Source organism: Peptoniphilus grossensis ph5, assembly GCF_000311825.1.
GTDB classification, from domain to species: Bacteria; Bacillota; Clostridia; order Tissierellales; family Peptoniphilaceae; genus Peptoniphilus_A; species Peptoniphilus_A hominis.
Map to the genome: position 1 here is coordinate 877,526 of NZ_HE978566.1, position 23,821 is coordinate 901,346.

Consider the following 23,821-nt stretch of genomic DNA (forward strand, 5'->3'; position numbering starts at 1 on the left):
AAAAAAAAAGAGAGAGACAAGTCTCTCTCAAATTTGATTTATTATTATTCTTCAGTTGATTCTTCAGATTCTTCTTTTGCTTCTTCAACAGCTTCTGTTGCTTCTGCTTCTTCTGAAGCAGCGATTTCTTTTTCATCTTCAATAATTTCAGAATCTAATTCTGCATCAGCGAAGTTAAGTCCTAGCATTTCTCCAATAGTCATGTTGAAGTCATCTTGTTTTGGTTCTTCAATTTTCTTTTCTCTCTTTGGAGCTGGTTTTCTTTCTCTTCTAGGTTTTCTTTCTCTTGGTTTAGCTTCTTCTGATTCTTCTTTTTCTTCTGGTTCAATTAGAGCCTTGATAGAAAGAGAAATCTTTTGATTTTCTTCATCAATATCAGTTACTTTAACTGTAACTTCTTCGCCAATAGAAAGTTTATCTTGTGGTTTTTCAACATGTTCTCTTGAAATTTGAGATACATGAAGAAGTCCATCAACGCCTTGTTCAAGTCTTACGAAGGCACCAAAGTCAAGAAGGTTAACTACTTTACCCTTAACTACATCGCCAACTTTAACTTCACTTGTGAATACATCCCATGGTTTTTCCATAGTTTGTTTTAGTCCAAGTGCAATTCTATTTTTTTCTTTATCAACATTTAGAACTTGTACCTTTACTAGGTCTCCAGGTGCTACAACATCTGAAGGGTGCTTTACTCTGTTCCATGAAAGTTCAGAGATATGGATAAGTCCATCTACTCCTCCAACGTCTACAAAGGCACCAAAGTTAGTTAGTCTTTGTACAGTTCCTTCAATAATGTCTCCTTCTTTAAGCTTGTCATATACTTCGTCACGAACTTTGTCTAATTCTTCTTGAAGTACATTCTTTCTGGATACAACAATTCTCTTCTTTCTCTTATCAAAATCGATAATTTCAGTTTCGAATTCTTCTCCAATGAATTTGCTTAAATCTTTTTGGAATCTAACAGAAACATGAGATGCTGGGATAAATACATTTAATCCTCTGTAATCTGCAGTTAAACCACCCTTTACTTGGTTCTTTACAGTTACTGTGATATTTTCTTTGTTGTTATAAAGTTCTTCAACTTCATCCCAAATCTTCATATCAGCAACTCTTTTTGTTGAAAGAACAACATTGCCATCTCCATCATCCATCTTTAGAACATATACATCAATTTCTTGACCTTGTTCATAAAGATCTTGAGGATTAACATCTGGTCCTCCTGCTAGTTCATCTTTTGAAATGATACCATCTGATCTGTATCCAAGATTCACCATTACTTCTGAATCAGTTATATATAAAACTTCTCCAGTTACTACTTCGCCCTTTCTAATTCTTTTGAAAGAATTATCAATGGCTTCCATCATCTCACCTTTGTCAAAATTTTCCATCCTACAAACAGCCTCCTTGATTACCGATTCCGGTGTGGATGCTCCGGCGGTAATACCAATTTTATTAAATTTTTTAAATATATTTAAATCAATGTCTTTAATAGACTGAATTAAAAATACATTTTTACAATTTAATTTTGCAATCTCTGCAAGTTTTTTTGTATTAGAAGATTTTTTGCCGCCAAGTACAATTACAGCGTCAACTTTTTTTGATAAATCCCTAATACTCTCTTGTCTCTTGAAAGTTGCATTACATATAGTATTATAAACTAAAACTTCATCTTTTGAAATATCTTTTATAATATTTATTGCATTTTCAAAAAATTCTACATTATTTGTAGTTTGTGAGACAACAACAATCTTTCCCTCTGGAATTTTTATATCTTCCAAGTTAGAAATAATAGTTGCAGAGTCATTGCATCTGGAATTAATCCCTATAACTTCAGGGTGATTATAATTCCCGATAATTACTATATTATAACCTTTTTTATAGAAATTATCTACTATATTATAAACTTTTTCTACTTTGGGGCACACGCAATTTATTATCTCATTATTGTTTTCTATCAGTTCATCTAAAATCTTTTTGTGGACTCCATGACTTCTTATAATTACCCTTGAATCATGGACATGAGTGTCATCGATTTTTTTTACGCCCTTATCTTCTAGTTCCTTCACCACAAATTCGTTGTGGACTAAGTCCCCATAGGAGTAGACGCCTTCTTGGGCACTATCAAATGCCATCTTTACGGCTCTTTTTACTCCTCCACAAAAGCCCCTTACATCTGCTAGAATAATTTCCATTTTATCTCATCACCATAAACCATTCTCATTATGTCCTGAGAAATATTTTCTAATTCTTCATTCGAATATTTAATTTCTTTATTTATCTTTACTGGCTTTCTAAAATAAATTCTATTTTTTCTAAAGGGCTTATAGTCACCTTCTATAAAAACTGGAAGAACTTCTGAATTAGTTTTTTGTGCAATTAGTGCCACGCCTGACTTTATTCTCGTGTAGTCAATTTCACTAACCCTAGTTGCCTCTGGAAAAATCCCAAGGACATCTTCATTTTTCAAAATTTTTAGGGCAGTCTTTACAGCTTTTAAGTCATTATTATTTCTGTCCACGGGAAAGGCTCCCATTTTGTTCAAAAAACCGCCTAGAATTTTATATTGAAAGAGTTCTTTTTTTGCCATCCAATGAATTTGCCTTGGAAAAATTGCAGAAAGTGTCACTGGATCAAGGTTGCTCTTATGATTTCCACAAACTATTAGTCTTTTGTCTTCCAAAGGAATATTTTCTATTCCAAGAACTTCAATTCTATAAATAATTTTTACAAAAAATCCAATAAAAACTTGTACAAATTTGTAAAACATAAGTCACCTTTTAATGTATGAAATAATTTTTTCTATAGTTTCTTCAGCATTTAAGTCTGTGCTGTCAATTAAAATTGCATCATCAGTCTTTATGAGGGGCGAATTTTCTCTGTGAGAGTCGTTGTAGTCTCTGACCTTTAAATCGGCAAGGACATCCTCAAAGTTTAGGCTGTCGTCGTCAAGTTGCTTATACCTTCTCATGGCGCGAGTCTCTACATCAGCTGTTAGGAAAAATTTGTATTCAGCATCCTTTAAAACCACTGAGCCAATGTCTCTTCCTTCCATGACAACATCTCTATCCTTGGCAATTTCTCTTTGCATCTTTACCAAGTAATCTCTAATAATTTTTTTCTTAGAAAATTCAGAAGTTTTATTAGAAATTTCATTTTCCCTAATTTCCTTAGACACATCTCTTCCGTCTAAAAATATTTTATCGCCATCAAAATTTATTTTTGTCTCACTTAAAATTTTTTCATAGTCACTTTCATCTGCCCTTAAAAGTTTAAGAGTTATGGCTCGGTACATGGCACCTGTGTCTATATATAAAATCTCAAGTCTATTTGCTATTTCCTTTGCTATGGAACTTTTGCCAGAGCCTGCTGGTCCATCTATTGCAATTTTCATTTTTACCTCCAAAAAAATCACTACAATCCATAGTAGTGGATTAATCTCATTATATTTTATTTTCAAAAATAAGTAAAGGAATAGACTTTACAAATTGATTCCGCAAGAATATCCTGTTGAGTTTGCAATTTGAATGTTAAATCCACCAGTTAGTCCGTCAAGGTCAAGAACTTCTCCAATAAAATAGAGCCCCGAAACTTTTTTTGACTCCATAGTCTTGGGGTCTATGTCTTTTACATCGACACCCCCACTTGTTACTATGGCTCTGTCAATGTCATCCAATGAATCAAATTTTAAGCTAAAGTTTTTAATAGTTCTTATTAAACTTTCTCGGTCTTCTTTTGTAATTTGATTTACCTTTTTGTCTCCAGATATGCCTGCACTTTCAAGGACATAAATAATTAAATCTCTTGGCAAAAGTGACTTCATTACATTTTCTAAGTTTTTATTTTGATTTTCGTGAAAGTCCCTTAAAATTCTCGCATCAAGCTTTTCAGGATCAAGGGCTGGCTTTAAGTCCAAGTACATTTCAAAATCTTTTAATCTATTTATTTTACTTGAAGTTGTTAGGACAATTGGACCGCTAATGCCTCTGTGAGTAAATAGCATCTCGCCAAACTCCCTTGAAATAATTTTTTTATCCTTTAGGACTTTTAACTCCACATTTTTTAAAGTTAGTCCTGCCAAGGAAAAATTGTTTTTTAAATTTATGCCAATGAGTCCCGGCACTTGGTCTATGACCTTGTGGCCAAAGTCTTTTGCAAACTTATAGCCGTCGCCAGTTGACCCAGTGAGCTTGTAGGATATGCCACCAGTAGCAATTACCACTTTGTCAAATTTTTCTCTGCCATTTATCATAAACTCACCGTTAACTTTTTCAATGGAAGTCACTTCATAATTTAAATTTATTTTTACGCCCAAGGCTTTTAATTTTTTTTCATAGGCTCTTATGACATCAGAGGACTTGTCGCTGGCAGGAAAAACTCTATTACCTCTTTCAACTTTAAGGGGAAGGCCCAGTTCTTCAAAGTAATAATAAGTAGTAAAGGGTGAAAAAGAATAAATTGATGAGTACATAAAGCTAGAATTATTTACAATGTTTTTCAAAAATTCTCTCTCATCGCAATAATTTGTGAGATTGCATCTTCCCTTGCCTGTAATAAATAATTTTTTGCCCAATTTTTCATTTTTTTCGAAGATAGTAACCTGGTGATTTTCTGCAGCCTTTATGGCACACATCACCCCAGCAGGTCCTCCTCCAATTATTGCAATTTTCATCTCTCTACCTTCTTTTCCACTAAATAAACAATAGGTGGATTATTTTTTTGATTGTAAAATTCTCTCTTTTCAACTTTAAAGATCTTTTGGTCGAGATTTTTTAAAAAACCATCTACTCCAAGTCTTTCTTCAAGAGAATTTTCATGACCTAAATAGGAAACCACAATTATTATTCCTCCCTCAGAAATTTTTTCTGTGGCTTTTTTAAGTGATGAAATAGTTGAATCTTTTAAGGTTGTAATTTTTTTGTCTGAGCCAGGAAGGTATCCAAGATTATAAATTACTAGGTCAAATTTTTCTATTTTATCAATATTTTCGTGGCTTTCCAAAAATAATTTATAATTTTTATAATCCTTTAAGAGTTTATTTGCAGCTTCAATAGCTTCTTCTTGCAGATCAAAGCCATAGAGGAAACCCTCATCTCCCACTGCCTCTAAAAGTTTTAAGCTGTCCTTGCCCTTTCCCACAGTGGCATCCACAGCGATTTTGCCTAAAAAATTATGAGATAGAATTTCGTCAACTATCTCAAAATATTTTTCCTTTACAATCATTTTAATCCCTTTAAATACTTGATTTCTTTTTCATTTAAGTATCTGTAGTTTCCAACTTCAAGGTCAAGGAGTTCAATCTCTCCCATGGAAATTCTCTTTAGTTTTTTTACACTGTGACCAATGTAGTCAAACATCCTCTTCACTTGATGATTTTGTCCCTCAAAAATTTCTATTTCTAAAATTGAATCTTGCTTAAAGTTTTTTAAAATCTTAATATTTGCAGGAGAAGTCTTTAAGTCTCTAATGTCAAGTCCTGCCCTTAAAAGGGAAAGTTCATGAGCATTAGGTGTGCCTTCCACAGTTACAATATATTTTTTGCCAATTTTATATCTTGGATGCATTAAAATATTTGCAAGTTCGCCGTCATTTGTGAGGAGAACTAAGCCTGTGGTGTCAATGTCAAGTCTTCCCACAGGATAAACTCTGTAGTCGTCTGGCACAAGGTCAGTTACAGTTTGTCTGTCCTTTTCATCATTGGCGCTTGTGACAACTCCAATGGGCTTATTTAAAATCATGTAAATTTTTTTATTTTCAAGTGTCAGCCTCTTGCCATTTAAGTAAACTCTGTCAACATTGGGGTCGACTTTTGTGCCAAGCTCTGTGACAACTTTGTCGTTGACTTTTACAAGACCTTCCTTAATGTATTCTTCACACTTTCTTCTCGATGCAGCTCCGCAGTGAGCCATATATTTTTGTAATCTCAATTAGATTCCTCCTCTAATTCCTTTAAATCAGGCAGGTCTTCCAAATTTTTCATGCCAAACTTTTGCAAAAACTTATCAGTTGTGCTGTATAAATTTGGATGACCAATCCTGTCAAGCTTGCCAGAAATTTCTATTAAATTAAAATCAAGAAGACCCTTTATTGTGCTGTCACAGTTGACACCTCTTAGTTCTTCTACTTCAACTTTTGTCACTGGTTGCTTATAAGCGATAATGGAAAGAGTTTCAAGGGCAGGCTTGGAAAGATTTTTTTCATTTTTTTCTTTAATTAAATTTTTAAGATAGGGCTCATTTTCTTGCTTAGTGCCAAGTTGAAACTTGCCGTCCACTTCTCTTAGTCTAAGTCCTGAAGTTTCATTTTTATAATTTTCCTTCATCTCCATGAGAATTTCCCTTGTATAGTCTTTTCTAAGTTCAAGGGTACTTGCAAGGTCCTCTAGGCTTATGGGGTCGCCCCAAATAAAAAGTATTGATTCAATTATTGATTTGAGTTTGTTCTTGTCCATGGTATTCTCTTTCTTCAATTAAAATATCTGCAAAATTGTCACTTTGATTTGCGACGATGTACTGGTTCTTAATTAGTTCAAGCATTCCCAAAAAATAAGTTATAACATCAACCTTATAGACTATATCTACTAAAAGTTGGCTGAATTTTATCTTTTTATTTTTCTTTAAAGCTTGCTTAATCTTTCTCGATGCGTCCTCAACTTTAAAATATTCTCTTTCAATGCCAACAACTTCCTTGTCTTTGTAGTTCTTCAAAATATTGAAAAAGGCAAGGGAAAGTTTCTCCACGTTGGAATCCTTTAAAAAATCCATTTCGCTCATGGAAAAAATTTCTGTCCTAAGCTTGTAAAAAGACTTTGACTCATATTCCTCTTGAATTTTTAAAATCTCTGAAGCCTCTTTGTACTTTTTGTATTCCAAAAGACTTTCAACTAGGTCGAGCCTTGGGTCTTCTTCCACTTCTTCGTCATCTAAGGCCTCTTTTTTTGGAAGGAGCATTTTTGATTTTATCTCTAAAAGAGTAGATGCCATTAAAATAAAATCAGAAGTGAGAGTGAGGTTTAGCTTCTTCATATTTTCAATGTATTTTAAAAATTCTTCAGTGATTTTAAAAATTGGAATGTCGTAAATATCTATTTCATTTTCTTTTATTAAATCTAAAAGAAGATCCATTGGACCTTCATAAGTTTTTAAAACAATATTGTATTCCATAGCTTGATTCCCAAGTAAATAATTCCACTTAAAATACTTTCAATAATTGGCGCTATAAATTTGTCTACAAAGCCAGAAAAAATCATTATTACAAGGACAAAGTAAAAATATTTTTCGTACTTATAAAATTTATATTCCAACTTTTCTGGCAAAAGTGTTGCCAAGACCTTTGACCCATCAAGGGGTGGAAGGGGCACAAGATTAAATACGCCAAGCATAATGTTGTACCAAAAAATTGATGTGAAAAGTGGTGTCAAAAAGGATGACTTGTAGTTTAAGTAAACTAAAATGATTCCTGAAATGAAACCAAGAACAAAATTAGTAAAAACTCCTGCAAGGGAAACTAAAAGTGAGGCGACTTTTCTGTTGCCCTTAAACCTATAGGGGTTAATTGGCACAGCCTTTGCCCAACCAAACCTAAAAATAATCATAGAAATTAAACCCACAGGGTCAATGTGATTAAGTGGGTTTAAGCTAAGTCTTCCGTCGTCCTTTGCAGTTGTGTCTCCACAGAGATAGGCAACATAACCATGGGCTATCTCATGTGGAATAATGGCAATCATAAGTGCAATAATATTTATTGCAATAGATGCTATATCTAATTTATTCATTTCAATCAATCTCTTCTATAATTAATTTATAATCTTCCCTCTTGTCAGAAAAAGCATAGGCTGCTTTAATTCTTTCTATAGCGCCTGCTACTTCATTTTCCTTTTCAGTGTAAATTGTAGCAATTTTTTCGCCCTTTTCCACGAAGTCACCAACTTTTTTGTGAAGGTAAATTCCTGCACTTAAATCAAGGACATCGCCCTTCTTGTGTCTACCGGCTCCAAGATCTCTTGATGCAATGCCAATTTCAATTGCTTCAATGGATTTTACAAAGCCTGTTTCTTCTGATGTGATGTCTTTTATTATTGATGACTTTTTAAATTTATCTGTGTCATCAATGTAGGATGGATCTCCGCCTTGAAGCTCAACCATTTCCTTAAACTTTTCTATTGCAGAGCCGTCAGAAATTTTCCCTTCAAGAACTTTTCTTGCCTCATCTTCAGTTTTTGCCAGACCTTCCATAATCATTAACTTAGAGCCAATTCTCAGTGCAATTTCCTTAAGATGACCAGATTTTTTGCCCTTTAAAATATTTATAGCTTCTATAACTTCTAGACTGTTTCCTATGGCATCGCCAAGAGGCTCGTTCATGCTCGTTATTATTGCCTTAGTGTTTCTGCCAAATTTTTTGCCAAGATTTACCATGAGTTCTGATAGTTCAACAGCTGATGGCACATCCTTCATAAAGGCGCCACTGCCTACTTTTACATCTAAAACAAGACCGTCTGTGCCTAGGGCAATCTTCTTTGAAAGAATTGATGATGCTATTAAACTTACGTTGTCAACAGTTGCCGTTGCATCTCTTAGGGCATATAAAAGTTTATCTGCAGGCACAATATTTTCTGTTTGACCAATTACTGCTATATTTGATTTTTTTAAAATTTCAACAAATTCTTTGCCGCCAATATTTATATTAAAGCCAGGGATTGACTCAAGCTTGTCGAGAGTTCCGCCAGTGTGTCCAAGTCCCCTGCCACTCATCTTGGCAAAGACAAGACCCACTGATGCAAGTAGTGGTCCAAGGACAAGGGTAACTGTGTCGCCAACGCCACCAGTGGAGTGCTTGTCCACCTTAGAACCTGGCACTTCAGATAAATCAACGCGGTCACCAGAATCTATCATTGCCTTTGTTAGGTAATAAGTTTCATCTAAATTTAACTTGTTAAAATAAACTGCCATCAAAAAAGCTGAAACTTGGTAGTCAGGAATTTCTCCCTTTACATAATTTTCAATAAAAAATTTTATTTCTTCTTCACTTAAGGCTTTGTTTTCCTTTTTCTTTTGAATAATATCTAAAAAATTCATCAAATCTCCTCAATGATTTCATTTAAAAGTTCTTTAAATTTGCCGGCAACAAGATTTCCCACTTCTACAACTTCTGTGTGGTCAAGTGGCGTGTCGAGAATGCCCGTACTCATATTAGTGATAGTTGAGATGCCTAGAATCTTAAGTCCCCTGTGCCTTGCCACAATTGCTTCAGGCACTGTGCTCATGCCAACAGCATCTGCTCCAAGTATCCTAGCCATTCTAACTTCTGCTGCTGTCTCATAAGATGGTCCTGTAAAGTACATGTAGACACCCTTTCTTATGCCAATGCCAAGTTTTTTTGCAGAATTTTCTGCAAGGTCAACAAGTTCTGGCGTGTAAAGGTCAGTCATATCAGGAAATCTTGGACCTATATCCTCGTCATTAGGACCTATTAATGGATTTTTGCCCATTAAATTTATGTGGTCTGTAATTATCATAAGGTCTGCTGGATTAAAGTCAGTGTTTACTCCACCTGCAGCGTTAGTTAAAATTAAAGTCTTCACTCCCAAATCTGCAAGGACTCTTATAGGATAGACAACATCAGACATGTCATAGCCTTCGTAAAAGTGAATTCTGCCCTTCATTAGGCAGACATTTTTTGAATTTATTTTTCCAAAAATTAACTTGCCATCGTGACCCTTAACTGTGGAAACAGGAAAGCCAGGAATGTCTTTGTAGGCTATTTCAACTTTATCTTCAATTGAATCCGCAAAGTCGCCAAGTCCTGAGCCAAGGACAATTCCAATTTCAGGTTCAAGCTTTGTTTGTTCTCTTATATATTTAATAGTCTTATCCATTTTTCCTCCTAAAATTATTGTAGAATAAAATTCCTGCCACAGATTTTGAGTCAGTTATTTCTCCAAAACTTATAAGTTTTAAAGCTTCCTCGAATTTTACTTTTTCCACACTTAGGTGCTCAAACTCGTCAAGATCTTGGTCTCCTTCTGTAAGTCCACCGGCGTAGAAAATAAATAATTTTTCATTAGTAAAGCCAGGAGAAGAATAAGTTTCTAAAAGATATTCAGATTTTTCTGCATCATAGCCAGTCTCTTCCTTTAATTCACGAAGAGCTGCCTTTTGTGGTTCTTCTCCAAAGTCCACCATGCCTGCAGGAATTTCATAAATTTCTTTGTCAATTGCCTTTCTATATTGTTTTATAAGGATAATTTCGTCATCTTCTGTTATAGCAATTATGCCAACAGCAGGCTGTCTCTCCACTATTTCTCTTTTAGTGTACTTTTGACCCTCCATCTCAACTGTGTCAACTCTTAGTTGTAAGACTTTGCCGTCAAAAATCTTTGTGGATTTCATAGTTCTCTCTTCATAATTTGAATTTGCCATTTAATCACCAATCATTTCCTTTGCAGTTTCTATTGCAACTTCACTTACATTCATTCCGCCAATTAATCTTGCAACTTCTTCCACTCTCTCATCATAATTTAACTTGTCAATTGTAGAAATTGTGCTGTTATTAACCACATCTTTTTTTATAGCAAAATGCGTGTCTGCCAGTGCAACAATTTGTGGCAAGTGAGATATTACTATAACTTGCCTGTCCCTTGCAAGTTCTTTTATCTTGTTGCCCACAATTTGTGCAGTCTTGCCACTAATACCCGTATCAATTTCATCAAAAACCAGAGTAGGGATGTTGTCTTTTTCAGCAATGATGCTCTTAAATCCAAGCATAATTCTACTCATTTCACCGCCAGATGCAACCCTTGCCATAGGCATTAAGTCTTGACCTAAGTTCGGTGCAATTAAAAATTCAATTTTGTCAATTCCATCAAGGGAAAGGTCTTTGTCACTTATATCAATTTTGAATTTTGCACCCTTAATATTTAACTTGTTAATCTCTTCTTCTACTTTTTTCTCTAAGACTCTTGCAGTTTTCTTTCTGTTTTCGCTAATTTCTCCTGCAAGTTTTAAAGCCTGGTCTTCTAAATTTTTTATTTTATTTAAAAGTTTTTGCAAATTATCTTCAAAGTTTTGCAAAAATAAAAGTCTTTCCTTTATTTCATCATAGAAAGAATTTATCTTCTTGACATTGTTTCCGTATTTTAGTTTTAAATTATTAACAAGGTCAATTCTCTCCTTTAAATATTGGAGTTTTTCCTCGTCAACTTCGCTGGAATTTATAATCCTATCAAGGTCCTTTGCAATATCAGATAGCCTATACCTAATGTCCTCAAGCTCTTCTTCTGTCGACTTTAAGTCCTTGTTATACTTTGTGACATCAACAATATTGCCTATTATCTTGTCTAAAATATCTTCGGCAGAGGCACTTTCGTAGCCGTCATTGATAAGTGACTTTGCCTGAGATAATTTTATTAGGGTGTCAGTCATGTTGTTTAGGGCGTTAAAATCATCGTAAAGTTCTTCGTCATCGTAATCAGTTAAGCCTGCATCTTCGATTTCTTTTATTTGATAGGACAACAAATCCATTTCCCTATCCTTATTTTTTTCGAGAAGAGTCTTTTCTTGATATTCATCTTTTAAAGAATTTATCTCTTGAACAAGATCTTTTAACTTCAAGAGTAAATCTTTTTGAGCCTTTCCAGAAAAATCATCAATTAATTTTAGCTGATTTTTGTTGTCCATAAGTGAAATTGACTCATGTTGGGCAAAAATATCAATTAGATGACTTGAAATTTTTGATAGAATTTGAGAAGTTATGGTTCTGTTGTTAATCCTCGTAATTGATGGACCCTTGTCCCTTATTTCCTTGGAAATTACAATTAAATCTCCTGAATCAATTCCATATTGATACAAAAGTCCTTTCGTCTCCTCGTCATAGGAAGAAAAGACTGCTTCGATAAAAGCTCTGTCCTTTCCCTTTTTTATAATGTCCTTATTTACTCTTTGACCAAGGACAAGACCAAGGGAGTCTATGATAATTGACTTACCAGAGCCAGTTTCTCCAGTTAAAACATTTAAGCCACTTTCAAACTCAATTTTCATATTTTCAATTATTGCAAAATTTTCGATATTTAACTCTAAAAGCATATTTCACCTAATCATTTAAACTTTCATAAGCCTTGTTTACTATATCACTTGCATCAAAATTTTCACTAGACTCTTCAGAATTTGACAAGTAAATTAAAAATTCAATGTTTCCACTTGTGCCCTTAATTGGAGAATTTGTGAGAGCAAGAATATTTAAATCCAAGTCTCTTGCAAGACCTATTATCTTTTCAATAACTTCAATATGTACTTTTTTGTCCCTTACTATGCCACCCTTGCCAACTTTGCCCTTGCCTGCTTCAAACTGTGGCTTAATTAAGGCTACAATTTTCCCCTTTTCGCCACAAATTTCCTTGGCAACTGGAAGGACTAATTCAAGGGAAATAAAGGAAACATCAATGGAAATAAAATCCACTTCCTCTCTTATTAATGTAGTGTCAAAATATCTAATATTAGTTCTCTCAAGAGAGACTACCCTATCATCCATCCTTAGTCTGTAGTCAAGCTGATTGTAACCCACATCAATGGCATAAACTTTTTTGGCCCCATGTTTTAGCATGCAATGAGTGAAGCCTCCAGTTGAGGCGCCTATGTCAACGCAGACAGCACCCTCTAGGTCTATGTCATAGTCGTCAATCATCTTTTCAAGCTTGTGACCACCCCTTGACACAAAGCTGTCCTCTAAGCCCTTGATGTAGACTTTGGCATCATCCTTTAATTGCATGCCTGGCTTTTCCACTCTTTCAGTGCCAATAAAAACCTTGCCTTCCATTATTAATCTCTTGGCTTTTTCTCTGGAATCTATTAGGCCTTTTTCAACTAATAAAACATCTGCGCGTTTTTTAGCCATTATCTGCTCCTATTTATTAGTTTTGCAACAAAACTTTTTAGTAAATTGTCTTTAAGCTCAAGCCCCTCAAGTGCTTCATAGGAAGAATTAGTAAGGTCCACAATTTCATTTTTTAAATCCTCTTTTTCCTTGAAGAAAAGCATATTTATTTCACCACTGTCAGGATCCTTGTCCTCATCAAGTAGGTCGTCTTCATATTGATAAGCAAGACCAATATTTTCACCAAACTTTGAAAGTTTAGTGATGTTGTCTGCTTCAACTCCTGCTATTATGCCACCTACAACTACAGATGCCTTTATTAGAGCGCCTGTCTTTAGCTTGTACATATTTTCACAGATGTCCTCGTTATAATCAGCCACCTTAAAATCTATGTCAATAGTTTGTCCGCCAATCATTCCATTTACGCCAGTGGCATTATAAATGTATTTCATTGCCCTTATGGCACGTTTTAAGTCATCTTTGTCTTCAAGATTTTCAATATGTCTAAGAAGAATTTCCATGGACATATTTAGAAGTCCGTCCCCTGCCAAAGTGGCAATTCCTTCAGTATAAACCTTGTGATTAGTAGGCTTTTCTCTTCTAAAATCGTCATTATCCATGGCTGGAAGATCGTCGTGAATTAGAGAATAAGTATGTATCATCTCAATTGCAGCAGCAAAGGGAAGAATTTTATCAAAGGAATCCTCTTCACTTGAAAACTCACTATAAGTCAAAAGAGTTAGCATGGGCCTAATTCTCTTTCCACCAGAGAAAAGTGAGTATTTCATAGAATCAATTACCTTATGTTGTGGACTGTCGTCGTATTCAAGTAGTGAGCTCAAATAATTGTTAAATTTTTCTAATAAATTATCTGTATCTGTCATCTTTCTTGTCCTCAATAAATTCAGAATTTTCTTCTGCAATAGTTTTAATTTTGCCTTCGTATGCCTTTAGAGTATTGTTAAGATACTTGTAAAGTTCAATGCCTTCTTCGTACTTTTTTATGGAATCTTCGAGACTAATGTCCTTAGACTCAAGTTCCTTTATAATTTTTTCAAGCTCCCTAAAAGAACTTTCGTAATCTCTTTGCATTTAATCCCTCATTTCCACTTCTTGAACCTTGGATTTAACATTACCATCCTTGAATTTTAGAGAAATAATTTCTCCAAGCCTTGCATCCTTGGCAGATTTTAACTCTAATCCATCTTCTGTAAGTATTTCTATTTTATTAATCTTATCAAAGGCTGAATTTAATCTTACACTTAAAAAATTTAGCCTTTCCCTTTCATTTTTTAATCTATTATCTAAATCGTAGTCCAAAATAAACTTTTCATAGGATTTAAACTTGTCAAATTCATCTTTAATGCGTGAATTAAAATAATGAGCTAAAAGTTTTTTGTTAAAGTTCAAATTTTCCCTATTTTTGCTGATTTTGGAAGATAATTTTACTGAAATATTATTAAGCCTAAAGGAATAATTTTCAAGATCCTTGGACTTATTAAGTTTGAAATTCTGCAAGTAAAACTTTTTATCTTGAAGATCGTAAGCATGATCCTGCAAAATTTTTTCCATGGAATTATTTAATAAAGTTCCCCTATAAAGTAGGTCTCTGGTCATAGAATTCATCTTATAAACTTGATTTTTTAGAGAAATATTATTGTATAGAGAAATCAGCTTCAAGTGACTGATACTTAGCCTTCTCTCTATTAAATTGTTGAGCTCATCTTTCTTTTTTGAAAGATAGTCTATAATTTCATCTTCACTGAGAGTCGCTAGTTCAGCTGCATTTGTTGGGGTTGCCGCCCTTAAATCTGCCACAAAATCGCATATAGTGTAGTCGATTTCGTGACCAACGGCAGAAATAATAGGAATTTTTGACGCAAAAATTCCTCTGGCAAGGCTCTCGTCGTTAAAAACAAATAAGTCCTCAAAACTTCCGCCACCACGAGCAATAATTATTGTGTCAACTATCTCTTTTTCATTAAAATATTTTATGCCGCGAATTAAGTTTTCACTTGCCGCATCACCTTGAACTAAACTTGGAAAAACAAAAATGTCACAGTTTTTATTTCTCTTTCTAAAGAGATTTATAACATCTTTTATGGCAGCGCCACTTGTAGATGTGATTAATCCAATAGAAGATGGATATTTTTTGATTTTTTTCTTGTGAGAAGGATCAAAAAGACCTTCCTCAGAAAGTTTTTTCTTTAATTCCAAGTATTTTTGGTAGAGATTTCCCCTGCCATCAAGCTCAATTTCACTGGCATACAAAAAAATCCTGCCACTTCTCTCATAGTAAGTGACAGTGCCCTTAGCCATGACCTTGGCACCGTCAGATAATTTAATATTTACATCATCCTGACTTGCCATTGCATCAATTCTTGCAAACTTGTCCTTTAGAGAAAAATAAATATTGCCATTACTATGCACATTTAAATTCGTGACCTCGCCAGTGATGTTAATATCCCTTAAGATGTAGTCCATTGAGATTAGCTTTTTGATGTAATTGTTAAGTTCACTTACATTAAAAGCAGCCTTTGCCAAATTAAAAACTCCTATAAATAGTTCCCAAAATTCCGTTTATAAATTTAGGCGCATCATCAGAACTATAGAGCCTTGCAATGTCAACAGCTTCGTTAATAGAAACTTCTGGTGGAATGTCATCTTTGTACAAAAATTCATAGACAGCAATTCTTAAAATTTGCCTATCCACCTTGGCAAGCCTAGCCATAGTCCAGCCCTTTAAGTTCTTTTCGATTGTCTCATCCACAATTTCGAGCTTGTCCAAAATATCTGGCACAACTCTATTAATATAATCAGCTTCATCGCCTAGGAAGTGATTATTTTCCATAAATAAATTCAAATTGTCGAGAGAAAAATCATTGTTTATGTCCATAGAAAAGAGTGCCTGCATGGCACCTATTCTTGCTTTCTTTCTACTCATTTTACAATCGTCTTTTCAGAATTTTTTAAAGCTATGCCTGAAATGTGCACATTCACTTCCACGACATCAAAGTCTGTCATATTTTCAATAGCTTCCTTAACTTGTGCTTGCACCTTTTCAGAAAGCTCAACGATTTTAACTCCGTACTCAATAGTAATATATACATCTACAATAGTTTCTCTTTCTCCAATATTAACTCTTACGCCCTTATTGAAGTTTTTTGTATTTAAAATGTCAGTAACTTGAGACTTGAAGTTTGATCCAACTTTGACAACGCCATCAACACTTTCAGCTGCAACTGATGCAACTGTAGCGATAACATCTTCAGAAATCTTAACTTTACCATCTGCCTCATTACCATTAACAAGATATTTATTATCCACTATTACACCTCCAAATTAACTAAAATAATTATACCAAATACTTTTTATATTATCAATTTATTGCACTTTGCCGCACTTTTAAAAATAAATTTTTTCTTGAAGTTTTTGCCAAATCAAAGTTTTTATAAAATAAAAAGCCCGAGGGCTAATACTTAACATCTACTAAGTATAGTCCGCAGGCTGGTGCTGTTGGTCCTGAAGCCTTTCTCTTTTTCTTCTCCAAGGCTTCCTTCATGTATTCAATTTCTCTCTGTCCTCGTCCTATTTCAAGGGCAGTTCCCGTAACTATTCGTATCATATTTTTTAAGAAGGCCTTTGCAACAAAGTCCAGATACAAAAAGTCGCCATCTTCTATTACATCAATTCGCTCTATTGTCCTTATGGAATCTTTTACTACAGCTCCCTTACCCATAAAGGAGTTAAAGTCATGCTCGCCAATTAAGTATGAGAGAGCCTTTCTCATTCTCTCTGCGTCCACTTCATAGGGGTATTCATAGGCCCTATTTAAAAGAAGGGCATTTCTATAGCGAGATCTGTGGACTACATAGCGATATTTTTTTAACTTTGCATCGTATCTGGCGTGAAAATCATCTGGCACAAATTTTGCACCCACAACTGAAACATCTTCGGGCAAGTTAAAGTTTATAACTTTTGGAAGATTTCCAATGTCAATTGTGGTGTCTGAATAAAAATTTGCATACTGACCAAGGGCATGAACTCCCCTGTCAGTTCTGCCTGCGTAAAAAACTTTTACTTCTTCCTTTAAGGTTTTGGCAAGACCCTTATTTAGTTCGCCTTCCACAGTTCTCTCATCAGGTTGACTTTGAAAGCCGTGAAAGTTTGTGCCGTCATAAGTTATTTTTATCAGTATATTCATAGTTTTGAAACCAAAATTATTGCTGCAAAAAATATTAAATTGCCCACAAAAATAATTACATCCTTCTTCACAATTTTTGATGCATTCATTTTTGTCCTGCCATCTCCACCTCTGTAGCATCTTGCTTCCATGGCTGTGGCAAGTTCTTCTGCCCTTCTAAAGGAATTTATAAAGAGGGGAACAAGTAGGGGCACCAAATTTTTTGCACGCTTCACTATATTTCCCGATTCAAAATCTGCTCCTCTTGCCATTTGTGCCTTCATAATTTTGTCAGTTTCTTCGATTAGAGTTGGGATAAACCTAAGGGCAATTGTCATCATCATGGCGATTTCGTGACTTGGCACCCCAATTTTCCTAAAGGGTCTAAGGAGTGACTCAATTCCATCTGTAAGTTCAATTGGCGATGTTGTATAAGTGAGTAGTGATGTGCCAAGAACTAAAAGTATAAGTCTTATGCCCATAAATACTGCAAGGTCAATTCCTTCTTGTGAAATTTTCAAAATTCCAAATGTGTATTTTGCTTCACCTGGTGAGAAAAATAAATTTATTATGAAAGTTACCAGTATTATCCATTTAAGTGGTTTAAGTCCGCGAAGGACTAAGCCCACCGGTAGTTTTGCTGCATATATGATAAGTAGCAAATAAATTACCACTGGCAAATACATAAATACTGAAGAGATAAAAAACAGGGATGCAATGAAAAGTATCATGGTAAGCATCTTTAGTTTTGGGTCGTATTTATGAACTAGGGTTTCTCCTGGAAAATACTGTCCAATTGTTATATCTTTAAACATGAGAAACACCTCTCAAATATTTTATCAAGGACTCCTTGGCTTCTTCCACTGTAATGGAGTCTTCGTTAATGTCTAGTCCCTTCTTCTTTAAAGTTCTCATAAGTGATGTAATTTGTGGTATGCCAAGTCCAACTGAAAGGAGTTTGTCCTCGTTTCTAAAAATTTCTCTTGGATTTGAGTCCAAAAATACTTTTCCCTTGTCCATTACTATAATTCTCTCAGCAATTTTTGCCACATCTTCCATGGAGTGAGAAACTAAAATTACAGTGATCTTCCTTTTTTCGTGAATGCTTTTTATTTCACTTAATATTTCGTCACGACCTCTTGGGTCAAGTCCTGCCGTTGGCTCGTCTAATATTAAGACCTTTGGCTCCATAGCAAGAACGCCTGCTATGGCAACTCTTCTCTTTAGTCCTCCAGAAAGTTCAAAGGGCGACTTGTCCTTATAAGTTTCGTAATCAAGTCCCACTGAATCCATGGAGGACTTAACTCTTCTTAGGACTTCTTCTTCAGATAAATCTAAGTTACCTGGTCCAAAGGCAATGTCTCTCTCTATAGTCTCTTCGAAAAGTTGGTACTCTGGGTATTGAAAGACAAGGCCAATTTTTTTCCTAAGTTCAGTTAAGTTTGAGCTGGACTTGTCTACCTTCATTCCATCCACAATTATTTCTCCACTGCTAGGCTTTAAAAGTCCATTTAAGTGTTGAATAAAAGTTGATTTGCCAGAACCTGTATGTCCAATGAGACCTATAAATTCATTTTCTTCAATTTTTAAATTTATATCATCAATTGCCTTCTTCTCAAAGGGAAGGCCCTCACTATAAATATGTGTTAAATTTTTTATCTCTATAAGTGACATATTTCCTTCACCATTTCATCGATATTTAAAACTTCTGTAGAAATCTCAATACCATCTTTTTTAAGCTCATGTGCCAGTTCTGTAACTTGTGGCACATCAAGTCCCAATTTTTTTATTTCATCAACATGAGAAAATACTTCCCTAGGCTTTCCGCTTAGGACAATATTTCCATCTTCCATAACTACAACTCTGTCGCTGATTGCTGCTTCTTCCATGTAGTGAGTGATTAGTATAATAGTTTTATTTTCTTCTTTATTTAACTTCACGAGAGTATCAATAACTTCGCGCCTTCCACTTGGGTCAAGCATGGCAGTTGGCTCGTCTAAAATAATATATTTTGGACTCATGGCAAGGATGCCTGCTATGGCAACTCTTTGCTTTTGTCCACCAGATAAAAGATGGGGAGCATTCTTCTTGTAATCAGTCATGCCAACATCTTCTAGGGCCTTGTCCACTCTCTTTCTAATTTCAGCTGGCTCAATGCCAAGATTTTCTGGACCAAAGGCAACTTCGTCTTCAACAATTGTGGCAACTAATTGATTGTCTGGATTTTGAAAAACCATGCCGGCATTGCGCCTTATGTCCCAAATTTCCTCCTCATTCTTCGTGTTCATGCCATCAACAAAAACGTCTCCTTCGCCAGGAATTAAGAGTCCATTAATTAATTTAGCAAGAGTTGACTTGCCTGAACCATTATGTCCAAGGAGGGCGACGAACTCGCCTTCATTTATTTCTAAATCTATATCTTTTAAAATTTGTTTTGCATTTTCGTCTTCATAATCATATTTAAAAGACAAATTTTTTATGCTAATCATTACATCACCTTTATGTTAACCTATTATAAATCATAACTTAACAAAAATCTACATTATTTAACTGAAACATGGGGACTATCCCCTAGATAAAATCTAAGAGGAAGATGGGCGTCCTCTCCTGCGTAATCAATGCCAATTCTCTTTGCCGCAACAATATTTTTTACATCTTCGCCCTCTTCTATGTAAAGATAGTCTGGCGAAAGAATTTTACCATTTAAGCTTCTATCTATGCCCAACGCCATGGAAAGTTTGCCTGGTCCATTAGTAAGATTTTTCCTTTGATAGCTTGAAAGGTCCTTGTAAACTTTTCCAAATCTATTAATAGCCATGCCATCTAAATTTTCCAGAGGCTCCACTGCACGAATTAGGACTGCCTCTGGTTCATCTTCATCCCTTGTCACAATATTTAAGAGATTATACATTCCATAGATTAAGTAGACATAAATTGTGCCGCCATGTCTATACAAAATTTCATTTCTCTTTGTAATATTTCCGCCGTAGGAGTGACAAGCTCTGTCCCTTAAACCAAGATAGGCTTCAGTTTCAACTATTTTTGCACAGAAAAAATTACCAGAAATATTTCTGATAATTTTCTTTCCTAATAAATTTTTTGCTACTTCAACTGTGTCTCTCTTGAAAAAATCAGTCCCTAGAATTTTTCCACTTATCATATTTTTCCAATTCCTTGTCTAATTTCTTAACTATATAAGTTAGGACACTTAAATCGTCAACAAATCCAAAAAATAAAATAAAATCTGGAACAATGTCAGCTGGATTTAGTAGATACAAAAACCCTGCCACAATTAAGAGAATGTCAAATTTTTTAACATCCCTATAATTTCCCTTTGAATAGTCTATGACAAGTCCAAGGGCAAGTTTAAGTTCCCGAGAAATCTTTTTAAACATATCAAGTTTATTAGTCTGTGACATAGACTCCTCAATAACTTTATTTAACCTGTCCTTGTTTTTAAAAACTTCATTGGCATAAGGCACAAGATCCTTCTTAAAGTTTTATAATAATTCAACTTTTTTCCCCCTAAGTTCGAATTTCACTTTTCCTTTACCCAAAAAGTAAATTAAACATTCATCCAAGAGGAATCCTTTGGATTGTCCCTAAATAATTTTAACTTTTCAATTTCACTTTCCTTGATGTAGTCCATTTCGTGAGCAACATCAATTAGTTCGTCAAAATTTGTAAGTGATTCGTGTTTGTAACCAGATGCCTTAAAGTTTTCAGCAGCTGATTTCATATTGTAGGTAAAAATACTTACTATGCCAAGAACTTCATATCCCACATCAGTAAGAGCCTTTGCAGCTTCAATAGAGGAGCCGCCAGTTGAGAATAAGTCTTCAATTACAACAACCTTGGCGCCAGGAATTTTTGCCCCTTCAATTTTATTTTGCTTGCCATGGTCCTTGTTTGAAGATCTCACAAAGCCCATAGGTAAATTCATTTTGTCAGCAATAATAGCAGCATGAGGAATGCCAGCAGTTGCTGTACCCATAATATATTCTACATTAGGGAATTTTCCTTTAATTAAATTTACAAGGCCTTCCTCAACAACTTTTCTGTCCTCTGGATAAGAAAGTGTAAGTCTGTTGTCACAGTAAATAGGAGACTTTATGCCAGATGCCCAAGTGTAGGGATCTTCTGGTGAAAGTGTTACAGCCTTTAATTTTAATAAAATTTTTGCAATTTCTCGCATTATTCTCCTCCTAAAAAGTCTCTTTTAATTTCCTTGTATTCCTTTAGTGGATCCTCTGCCTTTGTGATAGGTCTTCCAACAACTATATAGTCAGACCCCAATTCTCTTGCTTCACTTGGAGTTACAACTCTCTTTTGGTCGTCAGTGCCCTTAACTTTTCTAATGCCAGGAGTAACTGTGATAAAGTCATCTCCTAAGTTTTCTTTAATCTTTGGCACTTCAAGGGCAGAGCAAACTATGCCAGATAAGTTTGCCTCCTTGGCAAGTCTTGCATAATCAAGAACAACATCATCAAGAGATTTTCTCTCGTCAATTTTAAGCTCATGGTGCATAACATCTTCGTCAGTAGAAGTAAGCATAGTAACACCAAGAGTAATCATCTCAGGCTTTTCCTTATTTACAATCTCACTAGCTTCACTTAACATTTTTTTGCCGCCAGCTATGTGGTAGTTTATCATGTCAACATCAAGTGAAATTAGAGAATTTGTCGCACCCTTACAAGTATTTGGAATGTCGTGAATTTTCAAATCCAAAAATATTTTGTGTCCAAGTTTTTTTATCTCATTAATAATACTTGGACCTTCCTTATAAAAAAGCTCCATTCCAACTTTTACATAAACTTTTTCGTCCTTAAAATTTTTTAAAAAATCAAGAGCTACTTCGCCACTTGGAAAATCAAGGGCAATAATTACATCCTTTGCCATGTCAACCTCAACTTTCTGCAGTCGCCTTTTCTTGCAAATAGGCGTTAATAAAAGTATCTAAATCTCCGTCCATTACTCTTTCCACATCACCAACATCAACATTAGTTCTGTGGTCCTTGACCATTGTATAAGGTTGGAAAACATAGGACCTAATTTGTGAACCCCATGCTATTTGTGAATAATTACCTTGAAGATCTTCGATTTTTTCCTTCTTTTCTTCTTCAGCAAGGGCAATAAGTTTTGCCTTTAACATGTTCATTGCCTTTTCTCTGTTTTGAATTTGACTTCTTTCATTTTGACACTGAACAACAATACCAGTAGGAATGTGAGTGATTCTAACAGCGGAGTCAGTAGTGTTTACGTGTTGTCCACCAGCACCAGAAGACCTGTAAGTGTCGATTTTCAATTCCTCTTCCTTTATTTCAACTTCATTGTCGTCATCAAGCTCTGGGAAAACATCAACAGATGAAAAAGAAGTGTGCCTTCTCTTATTAGAATCAAAAGGAGAAATCCTTACAAGTCTATGAACGCCCTTTTCACCTTTTAGATAGCCATAGGCGTTTTCCCCAGAAATTTTTAAAGTAACAGACTTAATGCCAGCCTCGTCTTCCTTTAAGAGGTCAAGAGTTTCAACCTTGAAGCCCTTATTTTCAGCATATCTAGTGTACATCCTAAGTAGCATGCTCGCCCAATCTTGTGCCTCAGTACCACCAGCACCAGCGTGAATAGAAAGAATGGCATCGTGAGAATCGTACTCGCCATTTAAGAGAGTATTAAGCTTAAAGTCAGCAGTCTCCTTTTCAATTTCAGCAACAAGAGCTTGAAAGTCAGCATAAGAAGAATAATCTTCCTCGATTTCCATTAAAGTAATGAGGTCCTCTGCATCTGTAATGAGCTCATTTAACTGGTCGTACTGATCTATCTTCCTTTGATATGAATTTGTTTCATTTATAACTTTTTGGGCAGCCTCATTGTCGTCCCAAAAACCTGGTTCCATTTGTTTTTTATTAAGTTCAACAACTTTTTCCTTAAGAGAATCAATCTCCAGAGACTCTCCCAAAGCCTTAGTAGTAGTTTTGTAATTTTCCAGGCGCTCCTTATCTAAATAGACATTTTGCTCCATAAAAATCCTCCTTTATTTTGCTTATTTTAGTATAACACAGATGTCCCTATCTCACTAATATTTTTGTCTTTTAAGGGAATTTTATTTAAAAAATTTTCACTTTATATAAATCTCAAGTCTTAAATTTTTAAAAAATTTTCATAAAAAAAACTACCTAACAAAAGTTAAGTAGTTCATCTGGTGCAGAAAGAGGGACTTGAACCCTCACGCGATTTCTCACACATGCCCCTCAAACATGCCTGTCTGCCTATTCCAGCACTCCTGCATAAAACAAAAAAGCTTGTAATATAAAATTACAAGTTTTTGTGGCGTATCCTAGAGGATTCGAACCCCCGACCTTCTGGTCCGTAGCCAGACGCTCTATCCAGCTGAGCTAAGGATACATAAAAAAATGGAGCGGATGACGAGATTCGAACTCGCGACCCTCGCCTTGGCAAGGCGATGCTCTACCACTGAGCCACATCCGCATAAGTAAATTTTTATAAAGTTTTTTGGTGGAGGAGAGTGGATTTGAACCACTGAAAGCTAAGCTAACGGATTTACAGTCCGTCCCCTTTGGCCAACTCGGGAACTCCTCCATGTAAAATCCCATAGATTTATTGGAGCTGGTGGGAGGACTTGAACCCCTAACCTACTGATTACAAGTCAGTTGCTCTACCAATTGAGCTACACCAGCATCTCACTTATTAATCATAGCATACTTTATAAAATTTTGCTATGAAAATTTAATTGGCGACCTGGATCGGGTT

General features: G+C 35.0%; 28 protein-coding genes and 5 tRNA genes. All 33 read right to left on the bottom strand.

Translation table 11 applies throughout. The features are described 5' to 3' along the window. Positions 1–44: 44 nt before the first annotated feature. The 33 genes from HGPG_RS04150 to HGPG_RS04310 all read right to left on the bottom strand — a co-directional run bounded on the left by HGPG_RS04150 (position 45) and on the right by HGPG_RS04310 (position 23,748). Positions 45–2,192: a bifunctional 4-hydroxy-3-methylbut-2-enyl diphosphate reductase/30S ribosomal protein S1 gene (locus tag HGPG_RS04150; protein WP_019124804.1), complete on the bottom strand. Its 2,148-nt coding sequence runs from the start codon at positions 2,190–2,192 to the stop codon at positions 45–47. Beyond that, on the bottom strand, positions 2,177–2,767 hold the full coding sequence (locus tag HGPG_RS04155) for a lysophospholipid acyltransferase family protein (RefSeq protein WP_019124805.1): 591 nt from the start codon (positions 2,765–2,767) through the stop codon (positions 2,177–2,179). The genes HGPG_RS04150 and HGPG_RS04155 overlap by 16 nt, the downstream gene beginning before the upstream one ends. A 3-nt stretch (positions 2,768–2,770) precedes the next feature. After that, positions 2,771–3,391 carry a (d)CMP kinase gene (cmk, locus tag HGPG_RS04160; RefSeq protein WP_019124806.1) on the bottom strand — a complete coding sequence of 207 codons (621 nt, stop codon included), beginning with the start codon at positions 3,389–3,391 and terminating at the stop codon, positions 2,771–2,773. Between the two features lie 87 nt (positions 3,392–3,478). Further along, on the bottom strand, positions 3,479–4,669 hold the full coding sequence (locus HGPG_RS04165; protein ID WP_019124807.1) for a BaiN/RdsA family NAD(P)/FAD-dependent oxidoreductase: 1,191 nt from the start codon (positions 4,667–4,669) through the stop codon (positions 3,479–3,481). Then, complete coding sequence (gene mnmM, locus HGPG_RS04170; protein ID WP_019124808.1) at positions 4,666–5,220, bottom strand: tRNA 5-(aminomethyl)-2-thiouridylate-methyltransferase MnmM; 555 nt, start codon at positions 5,218–5,220, stop codon at positions 4,666–4,668. Before mnmM ends, HGPG_RS04165 begins: the two co-directional genes overlap by 4 nt. Beyond that, the gene (locus HGPG_RS04175) at positions 5,217–5,924 is read right to left on the bottom strand and encodes a pseudouridine synthase (protein WP_019124809.1); all 708 of its coding nucleotides are present in this window, start codon (positions 5,922–5,924) and stop codon (positions 5,217–5,219) included. The genes mnmM and HGPG_RS04175 overlap by 4 nt, the downstream gene beginning before the upstream one ends. Beyond that, positions 5,921–6,448, bottom strand: coding sequence for an SMC-Scp complex subunit ScpB (gene scpB / locus HGPG_RS04180; RefSeq protein ID WP_019124810.1), 528 nt, complete (start codon positions 6,446–6,448; stop codon positions 5,921–5,923). The genes HGPG_RS04175 and scpB overlap by 4 nt, the downstream gene beginning before the upstream one ends. After that, the gene (locus HGPG_RS04185; protein WP_019124811.1) at positions 6,417–7,160 is read right to left on the bottom strand and encodes a segregation and condensation protein A; all 744 of its coding nucleotides are present in this window, start codon (positions 7,158–7,160) and stop codon (positions 6,417–6,419) included. The genes scpB and HGPG_RS04185 overlap by 32 nt, the downstream gene beginning before the upstream one ends. Further along, positions 7,139–7,771: a site-2 protease family protein gene (locus tag HGPG_RS04190; protein WP_036731315.1), complete on the bottom strand. Its 633-nt coding sequence runs from the start codon at positions 7,769–7,771 to the stop codon at positions 7,139–7,141. Before HGPG_RS04190 ends, HGPG_RS04185 begins: the two co-directional genes overlap by 22 nt. Position 7,772: 1 nt before the next feature. After that, positions 7,773–9,074 carry a thymidine phosphorylase gene (locus HGPG_RS04195; protein ID WP_019124813.1) on the bottom strand — a complete coding sequence of 434 codons (1,302 nt, stop codon included), beginning with the start codon at positions 9,072–9,074 and terminating at the stop codon, positions 7,773–7,775. Next, entirely contained in the window at positions 9,074–9,874 is an 801-nt protein-coding gene (locus HGPG_RS04200) for a purine-nucleoside phosphorylase (RefSeq protein WP_019124814.1), read from the bottom strand. The genes HGPG_RS04195 and HGPG_RS04200 overlap by 1 nt, the downstream gene beginning before the upstream one ends. Continuing rightward, the gene (locus HGPG_RS04205) at positions 9,867–10,418 is read right to left on the bottom strand and encodes an NUDIX hydrolase (protein ID WP_019124815.1); all 552 of its coding nucleotides are present in this window, start codon (positions 10,416–10,418) and stop codon (positions 9,867–9,869) included. The genes HGPG_RS04200 and HGPG_RS04205 overlap by 8 nt, the downstream gene beginning before the upstream one ends. Then, positions 10,419–12,080, bottom strand: coding sequence for a DNA repair protein RecN (gene recN, locus HGPG_RS04210; RefSeq protein WP_019124816.1), 1,662 nt, complete (start codon positions 12,078–12,080; stop codon positions 10,419–10,421). It lies immediately after the preceding gene. 7 nt (positions 12,081–12,087) lie between these two features. Then, entirely contained in the window at positions 12,088–12,888 is an 801-nt protein-coding gene (locus HGPG_RS04215) for a TlyA family RNA methyltransferase (protein ID WP_019124817.1), read from the bottom strand. Continuing rightward, complete coding sequence (locus HGPG_RS04220) at positions 12,888–13,751, bottom strand: polyprenyl synthetase family protein (protein WP_019124818.1); 864 nt, start codon at positions 13,749–13,751, stop codon at positions 12,888–12,890. The genes HGPG_RS04215 and HGPG_RS04220 overlap by 1 nt, the downstream gene beginning before the upstream one ends. Next, on the bottom strand, positions 13,735–13,959 hold the full coding sequence (xseB, locus tag HGPG_RS04225) for an exodeoxyribonuclease VII small subunit (RefSeq protein WP_019124819.1): 225 nt from the start codon (positions 13,957–13,959) through the stop codon (positions 13,735–13,737). Before xseB ends, HGPG_RS04220 begins: the two co-directional genes overlap by 17 nt. After that, positions 13,960–15,411 carry an exodeoxyribonuclease VII large subunit gene (xseA, locus tag HGPG_RS04230; protein ID WP_019124820.1) on the bottom strand — a complete coding sequence of 484 codons (1,452 nt, stop codon included), beginning with the start codon at positions 15,409–15,411 and terminating at the stop codon, positions 13,960–13,962. It abuts the gene before it with no gap. A 1-nt stretch (position 15,412) separates the two neighbouring features. Beyond that, positions 15,413–15,811: a transcription antitermination factor NusB gene (gene nusB / locus HGPG_RS04235; RefSeq protein ID WP_019124821.1), complete on the bottom strand. Its 399-nt coding sequence runs from the start codon at positions 15,809–15,811 to the stop codon at positions 15,413–15,415. Further along, positions 15,808–16,194, bottom strand: coding sequence for an Asp23/Gls24 family envelope stress response protein (locus tag HGPG_RS04240; RefSeq protein WP_019124822.1), 387 nt, complete (start codon positions 16,192–16,194; stop codon positions 15,808–15,810). The genes nusB and HGPG_RS04240 overlap by 4 nt, the downstream gene beginning before the upstream one ends. Before the next feature lie 145 nt (positions 16,195–16,339). Continuing rightward, entirely contained in the window at positions 16,340–17,071 is a 732-nt protein-coding gene (gene truA / locus HGPG_RS04245; RefSeq protein ID WP_019124823.1) for a tRNA pseudouridine(38-40) synthase TruA, read from the bottom strand. Continuing rightward, complete coding sequence (locus HGPG_RS04250; RefSeq protein WP_019124824.1) at positions 17,068–17,865, bottom strand: energy-coupling factor transporter transmembrane component T family protein; 798 nt, start codon at positions 17,863–17,865, stop codon at positions 17,068–17,070. The genes truA and HGPG_RS04250 overlap by 4 nt, the downstream gene beginning before the upstream one ends. Then, positions 17,858–18,724, bottom strand: a complete 867-nt coding sequence (locus tag HGPG_RS04255; protein ID WP_019124825.1) for an energy-coupling factor transporter ATPase — start codon at positions 18,722–18,724, stop codon at positions 17,858–17,860. Before HGPG_RS04255 ends, HGPG_RS04250 begins: the two co-directional genes overlap by 8 nt. Continuing rightward, a complete protein-coding gene (locus tag HGPG_RS04260; protein WP_019124826.1) occupies positions 18,712–19,539 on the bottom strand; it encodes an energy-coupling factor transporter ATPase in 828 nt (275 codons plus the stop codon). The genes HGPG_RS04255 and HGPG_RS04260 overlap by 13 nt, the downstream gene beginning before the upstream one ends. A gap of 53 nt (positions 19,540–19,592) precedes the next feature. Continuing rightward, positions 19,593–20,210 carry a DNA-3-methyladenine glycosylase gene (locus tag HGPG_RS04265; protein WP_019124827.1) on the bottom strand — a complete coding sequence of 206 codons (618 nt, stop codon included), beginning with the start codon at positions 20,208–20,210 and terminating at the stop codon, positions 19,593–19,595. After that, positions 20,182–20,532: a YkvA family protein gene (locus HGPG_RS04270; protein ID WP_019124828.1), complete on the bottom strand. Its 351-nt coding sequence runs from the start codon at positions 20,530–20,532 to the stop codon at positions 20,182–20,184. The genes HGPG_RS04265 and HGPG_RS04270 overlap by 29 nt, the downstream gene beginning before the upstream one ends. 83 nt (positions 20,533–20,615) lie before the next feature. Next, entirely contained in the window at positions 20,616–21,245 is a 630-nt protein-coding gene (gene pyrE / locus HGPG_RS04275) for an orotate phosphoribosyltransferase (RefSeq protein WP_019124829.1), read from the bottom strand. Continuing rightward, positions 21,245–21,949, bottom strand: a complete 705-nt coding sequence (gene pyrF / locus HGPG_RS04280) for an orotidine-5'-phosphate decarboxylase (protein WP_019124830.1) — start codon at positions 21,947–21,949, stop codon at positions 21,245–21,247. The genes pyrE and pyrF overlap by 1 nt, the downstream gene beginning before the upstream one ends. Positions 21,950–21,956: 7 nt before the next feature. Next, positions 21,957–23,072, bottom strand: a complete 1,116-nt coding sequence (gene prfB, locus HGPG_RS04285) for a peptide chain release factor 2 (protein WP_019124831.1) — start codon at positions 23,070–23,072, stop codon at positions 21,957–21,959. Between the two features lie 178 nt (positions 23,073–23,250). Then, a tRNA-Leu gene (locus HGPG_RS04290) sits at positions 23,251–23,337 on the bottom strand. Positions 23,338–23,378: 41 nt separating this feature from the next. Beyond that, positions 23,379–23,455, bottom strand: a tRNA-Arg gene (locus HGPG_RS04295). A gap of 9 nt (positions 23,456–23,464) precedes the next feature. Continuing rightward, a tRNA-Gly gene (locus HGPG_RS04300) sits at positions 23,465–23,539 on the bottom strand. Positions 23,540–23,564: 25 nt separating this feature from the next. Beyond that, positions 23,565–23,650: transfer RNA gene (locus HGPG_RS04305), tRNA-Tyr, on the bottom strand. A gap of 22 nt (positions 23,651–23,672) precedes the next feature. Beyond that, a tRNA-Thr gene (locus tag HGPG_RS04310) sits at positions 23,673–23,748 on the bottom strand. Between the last annotated feature and the right edge of the window lie 73 nt (positions 23,749–23,821).